General features: G+C 67.0%; 13 protein-coding genes. 9 read left to right on the top strand and 4 right to left on the bottom strand.

Annotation, left to right across the window (positions count from 1 at the left end):
- The first annotated feature begins 189 nt into the window (after positions 1-189).
- Complete coding sequence (locus tag GTV32_RS12410) at positions 190-996, top strand: tyrosine-protein phosphatase (protein ID WP_161060577.1); 807 nt, start codon at positions 190-192, stop codon at positions 994-996.
- 40 nt (positions 997-1,036) lie between these two features.
- On the opposite strand, the gene GTV32_RS12405 is transcribed toward GTV32_RS12410, so the two are convergent.
- Positions 1,037-1,513 carry a PaaI family thioesterase gene (locus tag GTV32_RS12405; protein ID WP_161060576.1) on the bottom strand — a complete coding sequence of 159 codons (477 nt, stop codon included), beginning with the start codon at positions 1,511-1,513 and terminating at the stop codon, positions 1,037-1,039.
- A 125-nt stretch (positions 1,514-1,638) separates the two neighbouring features.
- Here GTV32_RS12405 and GTV32_RS12400 point away from each other — a divergent pair, with 125 nt between their 5' ends.
- The 7 genes from GTV32_RS12400 (at position 1,639) to GTV32_RS12370 (ending at position 6,742) form a co-directional block, all read left to right on the top strand.
- Entirely contained in the window at positions 1,639-2,178 is a 540-nt protein-coding gene (locus GTV32_RS12400; protein WP_237421823.1) for a TetR/AcrR family transcriptional regulator, read from the top strand.
- 120 nt (positions 2,179-2,298) lie between these two features.
- The gene (locus tag GTV32_RS12395; protein ID WP_161060574.1) at positions 2,299-2,976 is read left to right on the top strand and encodes a DUF4166 domain-containing protein; all 678 of its coding nucleotides are present in this window, start codon (positions 2,299-2,301) and stop codon (positions 2,974-2,976) included.
- Positions 2,977-3,032: 56 nt separating this feature from the next.
- Complete coding sequence (locus GTV32_RS12390) at positions 3,033-3,473, top strand: SRPBCC family protein (RefSeq protein WP_161060573.1); 441 nt, start codon at positions 3,033-3,035, stop codon at positions 3,471-3,473.
- Between the two features lie 141 nt (positions 3,474-3,614).
- Positions 3,615-4,136 (top strand): DUF6764 family protein, encoded by a 522-nt coding sequence (locus tag GTV32_RS12385; protein WP_161060572.1) that lies wholly within the window; start codon positions 3,615-3,617, stop codon positions 4,134-4,136.
- A 61-nt stretch (positions 4,137-4,197) separates the two neighbouring features.
- Positions 4,198-5,160: a polyphosphate kinase 2 gene (gene ppk2 / locus GTV32_RS12380; protein WP_161060571.1), complete on the top strand. Its 963-nt coding sequence runs from the start codon at positions 4,198-4,200 to the stop codon at positions 5,158-5,160.
- A gap of 42 nt (positions 5,161-5,202) precedes the next feature.
- On the top strand, positions 5,203-6,030 hold the full coding sequence (locus tag GTV32_RS12375; RefSeq protein WP_161060570.1) for a hypothetical protein: 828 nt from the start codon (positions 5,203-5,205) through the stop codon (positions 6,028-6,030).
- A gap of 22 nt (positions 6,031-6,052) precedes the next feature.
- The gene (locus GTV32_RS12370; RefSeq protein ID WP_343287308.1) at positions 6,053-6,742 is read left to right on the top strand and encodes a rhomboid-like protein; all 690 of its coding nucleotides are present in this window, start codon (positions 6,053-6,055) and stop codon (positions 6,740-6,742) included.
- On the opposite strand, the gene GTV32_RS12365 is transcribed toward GTV32_RS12370, so the two are convergent.
- Positions 6,706-8,760 (bottom strand): prolyl oligopeptidase family serine peptidase, encoded by a 2,055-nt coding sequence (locus GTV32_RS12365; protein ID WP_161060569.1) that lies wholly within the window; start codon positions 8,758-8,760, stop codon positions 6,706-6,708. The two genes, GTV32_RS12370 and GTV32_RS12365, sit on opposite strands and share 37 nt — an antisense overlap.
- Positions 8,761-8,987: 227 nt before the next feature.
- Here GTV32_RS12365 and GTV32_RS12360 point away from each other — a divergent pair, with 227 nt between their 5' ends.
- Entirely contained in the window at positions 8,988-10,640 is a 1,653-nt protein-coding gene (locus tag GTV32_RS12360) for a serine hydrolase (RefSeq protein WP_161060568.1), read from the top strand.
- A 122-nt stretch (positions 10,641-10,762) separates the two neighbouring features.
- Here GTV32_RS12360 and GTV32_RS12355 read toward each other — a convergent pair whose 3' ends face one another.
- The gene (locus GTV32_RS12355) at positions 10,763-11,983 is read right to left on the bottom strand and encodes an NADH:flavin oxidoreductase (protein ID WP_161060567.1); all 1,221 of its coding nucleotides are present in this window, start codon (positions 11,981-11,983) and stop codon (positions 10,763-10,765) included.
- On the bottom strand, positions 11,980-12,597 hold the full coding sequence (locus GTV32_RS12350; RefSeq protein ID WP_161060566.1) for a TetR/AcrR family transcriptional regulator: 618 nt from the start codon (positions 12,595-12,597) through the stop codon (positions 11,980-11,982). The genes GTV32_RS12355 and GTV32_RS12350 overlap by 4 nt, the downstream gene beginning before the upstream one ends.
- Positions 12,598-12,658 lie beyond the last annotated feature (61 nt).

The following is a 12,658-nucleotide window of genomic DNA, read 5'->3' as shown; positions in this document are numbered from 1 at the left end:
GTCAGGGATGGGGCTTCTGATCGCTTGATCCGAGCCTGCGTCTTCTCAACGCATCCAGACCGAAGGCCGGTCACCCTCGCGGGTGGCCGGCCTTCGGCGTTGCCCGCCGGGCCCCGATCCGTCGATCGGGCACACTTCTCCGCCGAGCGTGCGCTCACCTGTCCGCGGCGGGTCTGCCACGATGGACTCATGACCGATCCGACCGTCGCGCACATCGAACTCACCACCGTGGCCAACTTGCGGGATGTCGGGGGCTGGAAGACGACCGATGGTCGTCGTGTGGTCACGGGGCGACTGTTTCGCTCCGCGGCGCTCGACAAGGCGTCGGAGTCCGACCGTGCCTACCTGGCCGGACTGGGCATCCGCACGATCTACGACCTCCGCTCGGACGCCGAATCGGATGCGGAACCGGATCCGGTGATCGACGGTGTACGCGGCGTCCGTCTCGACGTCCTGGCCGACGCGCAATCGGTCAGCGCGCCCGCCAATCTCGACAAGGTGCTCGCCGATCCGGTCACCGTGGCGGCGGCCAACGAGAAGCTCGCCGACGGCAGCGGGGTGGAGCGCATGATCGAGGCCTACCGCGAACTCGTGAACCTACCGAGCGCGCTGAACTCGTATCGCGCGATGTTCCGTGGTCTGCTCGACGGCACGCCCGCGCTCTTCCACTGCACCGCGGGGAAGGACCGGACCGGTTGGGCGGCAGCCGCATTCCTCACGCTCATGGGCGTCGACCGCGACGGCGTCTACGGCGACTACCTGCTCACCAACGATCTGTTCCTGCCCGCCATCGCGCCGGTCTTCGACGGCTTCGAGGCGGCAGGCGGAGACCCCGAACTGCTACGTCCCCTGCTCGGGGTGCAGGAGGCCTACCTCGACGCCGCGTTCGCCGAACTCGACCACCGGTTCGGCACCATCGAGAACTACTTCGCCGATGGACTCGGCGTCGATGCCGACGCCCAGGCGGGATTGCGGGAGAGGTTCCTCGACGCCTGACCGCACGCAGGCCACCGTGATGTCACGGGGATCGCGGGTCTCAGCGGAACACGATGCACGTCGTCGTGCCGTGCGCGACGAGTTTGCCGTCGTCGGCGAACACCTTTCCCTCGGCGGTCGCCGTGCGTCCGCCGACATGGATAACCGTGCCAACCGCGGTGAGTTCACCCGCGTCCACGGCCACCGACCGGATGTAGTTGATCTTGAGTTCCAGGGTCGTGTAGCCGACCCCGGCCGGCAGCGTGGTGTGGACTGCACAGCCCATCACCGAATCCAGCAGCGTCGCGCAGATACCGCCGTGCACGGTTCCCAGCGGGTTGGCGAAGTCGGCCTGGGGGGTGACGGTGAACGACACCCGGCCCTCGTCGATCTCCTTGGCGCTCATGCCGAGGAGTCGCCAGATGCCCGGACGGTCGGGGTCGGGGTCGCTCATGGCGGTCCGCAGCAGCTGCAGTCCGGTCATGGCGGACGGATCCTTGATCTCGATGTCGGGGCTCATGACTATGTAGGATGGCATAGAACCCACCGATTATGAAGACCTGCATAGGGAGTGTGATGAGTTCGGTAGACGGGCACCCCACCGAGACCAGGCCTCCCGAGGAGTCGCGGCCGCGTGCGGCCGAACGCGGTCCGCGCGAGCGCATGGTCGTGCACGCAGCCGATCTGATCGGCCGAGACGGGGTCGCGGCGACGTCGATCGGCGACGTGATCGCCGCGAGTTCGGCACCTCGCGGGTCCATCTACCACCACTTCCCGGGCGGCAAGACCCAGCTGATGACCGAGGCCGTGCGGCACGCAGGCGACTACATGGCCGGCCGGATCAGCAGCGAGAGTTCGGCCACCCCGGCCGGGGCCGTCGCCGAGATCGGCGACGTCTGGCGCCGCATGCTGGTCGCCACCGACTTCGAGTTCGGCTGTCCGGTGCTCGCGGGCGGTCTCGCCCGACGGTCCGAGCCGCAGGTCGCCGACGAGGCCGAGCAGATCTTCGCCCGCTGGACGCGACTGATCTCGACGCGACTGGTCCACGAAGGCGTCGAGGTGCACCGCGCCGATTCGCTGGCGCACTTGATCATTGCGGCGATCGAGGGTGCCGTCGGGCTCTGTCAGACCCAGCGAACCGTCGAACCGCTCGACCGGGTGATCGATGAACTGGCACGTCTCTGCGAGGCCGCCGCCGACTGACCGCCCCGCCCGGCGTCATCAGGCCCGACACGATCGCGTAGGTTCTACTCTCAGTGCACGGATGCGTCCACGTGGTATACATCACGTCGGCGCCCGAGTGAGATGGGGAGGGTAGACGTCATGACGCCGGTGTACCGGCAGATCCTCGGTTCGGACTTCGATCTTCTCCACCCCAACGTGGCGTGGCGGTACAGCATCGATTCGACGTCCGGTGTGGCTCAGGTGGCCACCGGGATCTACGAGTCCGTCTACATCTCCTCCGCGCTGCCGCCCCCGTTCTGGTGGCATTACGCCAAGCGCAATGCACTGCCCGCCAAGTCGAGTCGGATGGTCCCCTTCACGCAGGGACATTACTGCTACGCCGACGAGATCGGTCGCGAGTGTCTCGCCGTCCTGCGCGCCTTCAACTACACCACCGGGACCCGCAACCTCAATTCTCTGCTGGTGTCCGGCCGTGGCGGGCTCGTCGACTATTTCGGCGACGGACCGGAGTTGCTCTATCCGATCGAACCCTCGGTGACCAGAGCGGGCGAACTCCTGCTCGAGAGCGGTCCGATGCGATGGCTGGGCCGCGGGCCGAAGGTCGGTATGAAAGGTCTGTTCTCCGCGCAGCTCAAATACATCGAGGGATGGGATGAGAAGCGGCAGCGCTTCCGTTGCGACGCCACCGTCCGCAACCCGGTCATCGGGGAGATCCTCCATTTCCGCGGCTGGTTCACCGCAGTGGATCAGGCCTGCACCCTGCGCGACATCCCGGACGAGGCCTGGCCGCTCAACCTGGTCGACCGGGAGGCCTGATCGCGATCGTCGCGTTGGGTGCGTCATCACGCATCCGGCACGGTAGGTTCTCTGCCATGGCTGTCTCCGCGAAGATCGAATTCGAAGTCGCTGCTCCGCCGTCGCTCGTGATGGAGGTGCTGATGGACGTGCCGTCCCTTCCGGATTGGTCGGGTCCGCACAAGGAGGCGGAGGTCCTCAGCGAGAACGAGGACGGTAAGCCCGAGAAAGTTCGCGTGGTGGTCACCGCGGCGGGCATCTCCGACGAGCAGACACTGGCCTACACCTGGACAGAGAACTCGTGCACGTGGGACCTCATCGAGGCCAACCAGCTGAGCGAACAGCACGGTGTCTACGTGGTGACCCCCGACGGCGAGGGCTCGCACGTGGAGTTCACCCTCGACGTCGAGTTGAAGATCAAACTGCCGGGCATGATCGTCAAGCGGGCCCAGAAGATGGCGGTCGACACGGCTCGAAAGGGATTGACGGCCGAGGTGCAACGCCGCGCGGCCGGCTGACGCAGGCGCTCACGACGATCCCCGGTCTCGGCCGGGGATCGTTTCGTCAACCCGGGACCCACCTTTCGGCGGTCTGTGGGTACGCTTGCTGTCAGTGCTGCTGCACTCTGCGATCCGTGGCGAATGAGGAGGCCAATCTCTATGCGTATCAACAAGTTCGGTGCTCGAGCCGCGGCGCTGGTGATCGGCGGTACCTCGCTGGCGTGGATGATCGGTCTTGCGGGCGGTGCCACTGCCGGCGCCGCGACCACGTGTGCCGCCGCCGACGGTCATCAGATCCAGCGCATCGTCGGCAACGGCGGGTGCGGCGCGAAGGCGGGCCCGGGCAGCCGGGCACAATCGGAGGATTCGAGCGATTCGGGCACAGCGGTCGCGGTGGCGGACAAGGGCGGCAACGCGAATGCGCGAAACCTGCAGCCGGGATCGTCGGCACTCGCAGGCGCCACCACCGGAGGAACCTCCTATTCGGTGACGACGGGCCCGAAGGCATTTTCCCTCGCCCAGGCCCGCGCGGGCGGCACCACCATCGCGATCGGCGGCTGGGGCGGGCAGGCCATCGCAGGCGCCGGCGGAGCCGTCTGCCAGGGCGGCTTCGCCACGGCATATGACAGCACCACCGGAAAGGCCTGCCTCCACTCGGGATCGGTCGACCTCCGCAACTGAGGTTCGGCTCGCTTCACCCGGTCGCAACGCCCCGTTCGGCCGTTGCGCATATCGTTGAACCGTGACCGAGTTACACGATCCTGCCCTGGGGACATCCATCGAGGTCGGCCCCGATTTCAGTCTGCTCAACGGCCGGGAGGCACTCCAGCAACTCGTCGACCTGCACGACGTGACCGCATTCGCCGTCAACGACGACGATGACGACGACCCGGTGCTGCTGACGCTGCCCGAGCGCAATGTGGTCGACACCTGGCGTCAGGACTATCCGTACGAGGAGCGGATGAGCCGGCGCGAGTACGAGGTGACCAAGCGTCATCTCCAGATCGAGTTGTTGAAGTTGCAGAAATGGTCCAAGCAGACCGGGCAACGTCACCTGCTGGTGTTCGAGGGACGCGATGCCGCCGGAAAGGGCGGCACCATCAAGCGATTCAACGAACATCTCAACCCCCGCGGCGCGCGGACCGTCGCATTGGGGAAGCCGAGTGAGCGTGAATCGACCGAGTGGTATTTCCAGCGCTACGTGCAGCACCTGCCCGCGGGCGGGGAGATGGTCTTCTTCGATCGGTCCTGGTACAACCGCGCGGGAGTGGAAAGGGTCATGGGCTTCTGCACTTCCGAGCAGTACACGCAGTTCGTCGAGCAGGTCCCGGCCTTCGAGAAGATGCTCGTCGACGACGGCATCAACCTGGTGAAATTCTGGTTCTCGGTGACTCCGCTGGAGCAGCGCACGCGGTTCGCGATCCGCCAGATCGATCCGGTGCGGCAATGGAAGCTGTCGCCGATGGACCTCGCGTCGCTCGACAAGTGGGATGCCTACACCGAGGCCAAGGAGGCCATGTTCGCGGCCACCGACACCGATCACGCACCGTGGACCGTGGTGAAGAGCAACGACAAGAAGCGGGCCCGGATCAACGCGATGCGCCACGTCCTGAGTCTCTTCGACTACAAGGGCAAGAGCGACGATTTCGTCGGCGAACCCGACCCGCTGATCGTCGGACGCGCACGCGATCTGGTCGGGGAGTAGCCACCCCGACAGTCCGTCGATCGCCTCGGTAGCCTCGTGGCTGTGCGCACATTCCTCAGCGGGCTCCTGACACTGGTGGCGATGGCGGCGATCGTGTTGGCCTTCCCCTCACTCTGGGTGAAGGAACGACTGGTCGACCCAGAGGGCTTTGTCACCACGGTGACGCCGATGGCCCAGGACGAGAAGGTCCAGGACTACCTCGCCACCCAGATCGCGTCGTCGGTCACCGAGCGGGTGAACGTCCCCGCGGCGTCGGCGGTGGTGGAACCGGCAGCGCGTGCGTACACCCACAGCGACGCGTTCGAGGCCGACTTCGTCGACGTCGTGTCGCAGCAGCATGCCTGGTTGTTCGATCCTCCGCCGGCTACCGGTGACACCTCGGTCATGCAGCTCGACATCACCGACATGGTGAATCGGGTGATCGCGCAGACGAACATCGATGCCCGCGTGACGGGCCCGATCCTGGTGCCGCTCAACCGAGACGGGTCGGGGCTGGAGGCCGGGCGCTATCACGACGTGGGCCGGCAGATCACCGAGATGGCCTACTGGTCGCTGGTGACAGCGGTCGCCGGGAGCGTGCTGGCGTTGCTCATCGCGCGGCGCCGCGGAACCGTACTCGCATGGCTCGGTGTCGGATTGATCGCTTCCGCGGCATTCGCGTGGGCTGTCGGCATCTTCTTCGCTGAGCGCGCCAAGCAGGAGGTCGACGGCACCGAGGATGCCGGCCGAGAGGTGGCCAGGGTGATCATCGACGGCACCGTCGCGGACCTGCACCATGCGGCCCTGATCGTCGGTGCGGTCGGGGCAGGCGTGGTGGTCGTCGGATTCGTCGCACGACTGGCCTTCGGCCGATCGCCCGCCCGCCGCTGACCGACGCGACGATAATCGGCGGGTGTCGCGCGCACGTGTGTTCTGCGTTCAGGTGTGGCGCGTCGTCCGCGGCGCGCCACTGACCTTCGCATGGTTGGTGGCGTTGCAAATCACCACGATCATCCAGCGCTCGCTGACACCCGAGGAACTCGCCCGGCTCCTGGTTGAGCGGTCGACCAACCTGCATCACCTGTCGACCGACCCGATCCAGGTACTGGTCAGCAGTCTGTTCTGGATCGACGGATCGTACTGGCTGCCCTATCTGATCCTGTTCTGCATCTTCCACGTGCCCGCCGAGCGGTGGTTGGGATCACCGCGCTGGCTGTTGGTCGGTCTGAGCGCACATGTGATCGCCACCTACGTCAGCGAGGGCATCCTCGCCGTGGCCATCCGCCACGGGATGGCCGGCTCATCGCTGGTCGACGTCACCGACGTCGGCGTGAGCTACTTCCTGGCCGCTGTGGTGGGAGTGCTCACCTACCGGATCGCATACCCGTGGCGCTGGGTGTATCTCATCGGGATCCTCGCGGTGTACGGCCTGCCCCTGATGCTCGACGTCACCTTCACCGGGATCGGGCATCTCTCGTCGCTGCTGGTCGGACTCGCCTGGTATCCGATGGCGCAGGGGCGGCACGCGACACCCTGGAATCCCCTGGACACCGTGCGCCGGTGGGGTCATCTCCCGGCGAGTGTCCGCCACAGGAACTCGTAGGCCAGAGCGGATTTGAACGCGGCCTGCTTGTTGTCCGCTGCGCCTCCGTGGCCGCCCTCGATGTTTTCGTAGTAGGCCACGTCGTGACCGAGTTCCTCCAGGCGGGCAACCAGTTTGCGTGCGTGTCCGGGATGGACGCGGTCGTCGCGGGTGGACGTGGTGACCAGGATCTGCGGGTAATCGGCACCCGACTGCAGGTTCTGATAAGGGGAGAACGGCTGCATGTACGACCACTGGTCCGGATCGTCTGGATCACCGTACTCGGCCATCCAGGAGGCTCCCGCCAGCAACAGGTGGTAGCGACGCATGTCGATCAACGGCACCTGACACACGAGGGCGCCGAAGAGTTCCGGATAGCGGGTCAGCATCACGCCCATCAGCAGGCCGCCGTTGGATCCGCCCTGCGCGCCCAGCTGTTCGGGCGTGGTGAGTCCCTCGGCGACCAATGCCCGTGCGACGGCGGCGAAGTCCTCGTAGACGAGGTGACGTCCGGCCTTCTGGGCCTGCGTGTGCCACGACGGTCCGTACTCGCCGCCGCCACGGATGTTGGCGATGACGTAGATCCCGCCGCGCGCGATCCAGCTGCGGCCGCTGATCGCCAGATAGCCGGGCGTCAGCGAGTTCTCGAAACCTCCGTAGCCGTAGAGGAGGGTCGGTCCCGACCTGACACCGCTGCGCCGGACGACGAAGTACGGCACCTGGGTACCGTCGTCAGAGGTCGCGAAGTGCTGTTCGGCGATCACATCGTCGGCGTCGAAGAACGACGGTGACTGCTTGATCACCTCGGGCCCCTTGCCCGACTCGCCGTAGAGCAGGCTGGGGGGAGTGGTGAACGAGCTTGCCGACCAGAAGATCTCGTCGCTCTCGTCGGCATCGGTGTCGAGCACGGAGATCGTGGCCAGTGAGGGGAGCCCCGACATCTCGACCGGCGTCCAGGTGCCGAGCTCCCGCACCGAGACCTCGGTGTGCACGTCGTGCAGCGTCACCAGGATCAGGTGTGAGCGGGTGAACGTGTAGTCGCTGAGACTCGTGTGGGCGTCCGGCGCGAACAGGACCGTCGCCTCGCGGGCGCCGCCGAGATAGGCCTCGTAGTCGAACACCAGCAGCGTACCGGCGGCATGGGTGACACCGCCCACCGACCAGTCCGACCGTGGCATCACGAACAGCCAGTCGTGCCGTACGCCGGAATGTGCATCGGTCGGGACGTCGACGAGAATCCTTTCGTCGCCGCGGATCTCGTATCGCAACGCGTTGAAGAAGTCCGTCGCGCGGCTGGCGAAGTGTCGCTCGTAACCCGGTGTGCTGTCGAACGTGACGCCGACCGAGACGTCGTCGACCTCCCCCGCGAACACGGTCACCGCGTCCCGAAGTGGGGTCCCCCGCTCCCATCGTTTGACCACACGTGGGTAGCCCGATGTGGTGAGCGACCCGTGCCCGTCCGGCTGTTCGCCGAAATCCGTTCCGACGTAGACGGTGTCACGATCGATCCAGCCGATGCTGGATTTGTTCTCCGGGAGGACGAATCCGTCGTCGACCCAGTCACGGGTCTCGAGATCGAACTCACGCACCACGTTCGCGTCCGCACCGCCGCGCGACAGCGACACCAGCGCATGCCGGTACTCCGGCCGCAGAACGGTGGCGCCCGCCCACACCCAGTTCTCGTCCTCGGCTGCCGCGAGCGCATCGACGTCGATCAGCACATCCCACTCGGGGGCGTCGGTCCGGTAGGACGCAAGTGTGGTCCGTCGCCAGAGTCCCTTCGGGTTCGCCGCGTCGCGCCAGAAGTTGTACAGATGGTCGCCGCGACGGCGCACATAGGGGATGCGATCGTCGGTGTCGAGAATCTCGAGGGCTTCGGACTCGAGCACCGCGAACCGCTCATCCGATGTCAGATCGTCGACGGTGGGTTGATTGTGGGCGCGCACCCAGTCGAGTGCCCGGTCCCCACCGACCTCCTCCAACCACAGGTAGGGATCATCGGTATCGATTGTCTCGTCGGTCGCGCGCCCAGTGCTCATCGAGGTCCTCCGGCTCTGCTCGTGTCCCGCCAACGTAGCGCGAGTACCAGTGGCGGTGCCGGTCGAGGTCTGCCGCTGGTGACCGTGTTCACGTGGCGACGGGTCACCGCGCGGAGTCGTCGAAGCACGCCCCTCGCACGTCGGAGACGGATATTCTGTTGGTCGGTCGGAGGGAGTCGTGTCAGGTCGGGAGCCAGCGGTCACCTCGAGGAAGCAGGTATGGACTCATGGGCGTTCGGACCACATCGCACGCGCGAGTCCGACGATCGGCCGCCGCGCTCGTGGCGACGGCACTCGCCGCCACCGCCGTCGCCGCGTGCGACACCGCACCATCGGACACCGGCTCCTCGTCGTCGTCGGCGACCTCCGCCGTCACAGAGCCGGTCGACCCGAACACCGTCGTCGCACAGGACCTCCCGGCCGATGCGGTCGAGACCGCCGTCGGCAGGCTCGACGGCCTCGTCGAATCCCTGATGGCGTCCACCGGGATTCCGGGGATGGCGGTGGCCGTGGTACACGGCGGTGAATCGGTGTACGCCAAGGGTTTCGGCGTGGCCGAGGTGGGCACCGACCGGAAAGTGGATGCCGATACAGTGTTCCCGTTGGCCTCGATGTCGAAGCCGCTCGGCTCCACGGTGATCGCCAAGCTGATCACCGACAAGGTGGTGGGGTGGGACACCCCGGTCGCGGAGAACCTTCCGGGCTTCGCGCTCTCCGATCTGTATGTCAGTCAAAACGTCACCATCGGGGACATGTACGCGCACCGTTCGGGACTACCCGATCATGCCGGGGACAAGCTCGAGGAGCTCGGGTACGACCGGGAGCAGGTCCTGGCCCGGATGCGCTATGTGCCGCTCGACCCGTTCCGCGTCACGTACAACTACACCAACTTCGGGGTGACGGCGGCCGCCGAGTCGGCGGCGCGCAAGTCCGGGAAGGACTGGGAGACGCTCTCGGAGCAGGCGCTCTACGGTCCGCTCGGCATGACCCACACCAGTTCTCGTTTCCGCGATTTCGAGGCCGAGCCCGACCGGGTCGTCGGCCACGTGCAGGCAGACGGCAAGTGGGTCAAGACACCGCAGCAGCGTGATCCCGACGCCCAGGCGCCTGCCGGTGGCGTCTCCTCATCGGTGAACGACCTGACGCACTGGATGGCGATGCTGCTCGGCAACGGGATGTACGCCGGCAAGCAGATCGTCGGTGCGGACGCGCTGCTGCCGGCCGTCACCCCGGAGATCGTCTCGTCGCCCGCCGGCTCCCCGGACGCCCGCGCCGGCTACTACGGGTACGGATTCAACGTGTCGGTCACCGAAGGCGGGCGCACGCAATACAGTCATTCGGGCGCCTTCTCGATGGGAGCCGGAACCAACTTCCTGGTCATGCCGTCGGCCGACGTCGCGATCGTCGCGTTGTCCAACGCCGCACCTATCGGCGCCGTGGACGCGCTGACGGGTGAGTTCGCCGACATCGTCCAGTTCGGCGAGGTCCGCCACGACTGGCGCACGCTCTACGGGGACGCCTACGCCGCGATGGCCAAGCCGTCGGGCAGCCTGGTGGGCCAGCAGCCGCCGGCGGATCTGACTCCGGCGCAGCCCTTGTCGACGTATGCCGGCACGTACCGCAACGATGTCTACGGACCCGCCGTGGTGCGCGAGCAGAACGGCAAGCTCATCCTCGCCCTGGGCCCCGGCGGGGCGACGACCCACGAGCTCGGTCACTGGGATGGCAACACCTACACGTTCACGCTGCGCACCGAGAACGCCGAGCCCGGGTCGATCTCCAAGGTCACCTTCGACGGCGCGGGGAACGAGCCGAGCCCGCGGATGACGATCGAGTACTACGACGACGAGATGTCGAACGGCGAGTTCACGCGGACCTGACCTCCGCGTCGCACCCACGATGTGGTTCTGGCCGCAGTTTCGGCTTCCGGCCGCAGGATCCGCCTGAAGCCGGAACGTGGAAGTGCGGCCAGAACGGACCGAGGAAGGTGGGGTGGGTGGGGTTAGGGGAGGGGGTCGGGGACCTCGCCCGCCCGGATCGGGCAGCGCGTGTGACTGTAGATCGTCGGCATGCAGAGGTTGCAGTGCACACAGCGTGACGTCGTCGTCGGGTCGGCCTGGATGAGCAACGGCAGGTCCGGTTCGCGCAGGAGCGCGCGGCCCATCGCGACGAAGTCGAAACCCTCCGCCAGCGCCAGGTCCATCGACGCGCGGTCGGTGATGCCGCCCAACAGGATCAGCGGCATCCGCACCGCGGCGCGCAGCTGGCGAGCCAGGGGCAGCAGATAAGCGTCGTGGTACTCGTAGTGCTTGAGGAACACCGGGCTCATCGCCTTGAGGCCGAGCCGCATGGCGCCCCGGAACGCGTCCGCGAACTCCTCACGCGGCGGCTCTCCGTGGAACAGGTACATCGGGTTGAGCAGCGAGCTGCCGGCGGTCGGCTCGATCGCGTCGAGGTGGCCGTCGGACTCGAGGAGCTGTGCCACCGCACACGCCTCGTCGATGTTGAAACCGCTCAGACGTCCACCGTGACCCGGCCCGGGTGTGCCCACGCCGTCGAACATGTTGAGTTTCGCCCAGACCGCGGCCTCGTCGCCGACCTCGTCACGAACGGCCTCGACGACCTCACGTGCGAACCGCGCACGGTTGACCAGCGAGCCGCCGTATCCGTCGCGCCGGTGATTGAGCAACGGGGACAGGAAGCAGCTGATCAGGTAGTTGTGTCCGCAGTGGATCTCGAGGCCGTCGAACCCGGAGTCGACGGCGATGCGCGCCGCGCGACGGAAGGTCGTGAGCATCTCGGTGATCCCGTCCGCGTCCAGCTTCTGGGTGACGGACATGCCCATCGGCGCAGGGATGCGGGATGGGCCGAGCGCCTTCTTGCGATTGGACACCGAGTTCGCCACCGGACCGGCGTGCCCGAGTTGTGCGGCGGCGAGAGCGCCTTCGGCGTGGATGGCGTCGGTGAGCTGTCGGAGGCCGGGCATCGCCTCGTCGCGCAGCCAGATCTGGTGACGGTCGGTCCGGCCTTCGGGAGCCACGGCGCAATAGGCCACCGTGGTCATCGCGACCCCGCCCGCGGCGACCTCGCGGTGGAAGTCGATGAGGTCGTCGGTCACCAGTGCGTCCGGGGTGGCGCCCTCGAAGGTCGCGCACTTGATCAAACGGTTGCGCAGGGTGAGCGGTCCGAGGCGCGCCGGGGTGAACGGATCGGGTGCGGTCATGAGGTCTCCTGGGGCGGGGCTGCTGATGGGGACGGATGGGCGGGGACGGAGAGGCCGGCGACGACGAAGTCCGCGAGTGCCGCGGTGGCGGCGGGTGGCAGCGGCTGCTCGCCGCCGAACTGCGTGAGGATCAGCTGGAACGCAAGACCCCAGCGTCGGCGCGCATCGTCGTCGGAGATGTCGTCGACCAGGCGGACGAGCACCCCGGACCAGCGGTCGAGCTGGAACCACGGACGGGTCCAGGCGGCCTGCGGATGCGACCGGACGAAGCGCGCGAGCAACCGCAGATGCAGTCGGCCGACCGGGTCGTCCTGGATGTCGACAAACGGCCGCAGGACGAGGTCGACGAGTTCGGTGACGTCCGAGATGGCCGGATCGAAGCGGTCGAGCGGGTCGGCCCAGAGCGGAGCCAACCGATCCTCGAGGAGTTCGACGGCGAGCCGGTCCTTCGAGCCGAAGTGATAGTGAACTGCCGCCGCGTTGGCGTCGGCGGCAGCGCAGATCGCCCGGACCGACACCTTCTCGTAGCCGTCGGCGAGGAACAGCGACTCGGCGGCGGTGAGCAGTGCCGTTCGGGTGGGGCCGCCCCGATGGGCGGTCGTCGGCGGGGGCATGCGTTCGATGGAAGCACAACTCAATCATCGTTTCAATCATTGATTGAAAGTCCGGACATCG

The organism is Gordonia sp. SID5947, from assembly GCF_009862785.1.
Lineage (GTDB): Bacteria > Actinomycetota > Actinomycetes > Mycobacteriales > Mycobacteriaceae > Gordonia.
This window is presented reverse-complemented; position numbering and strand designations above follow the sequence as displayed.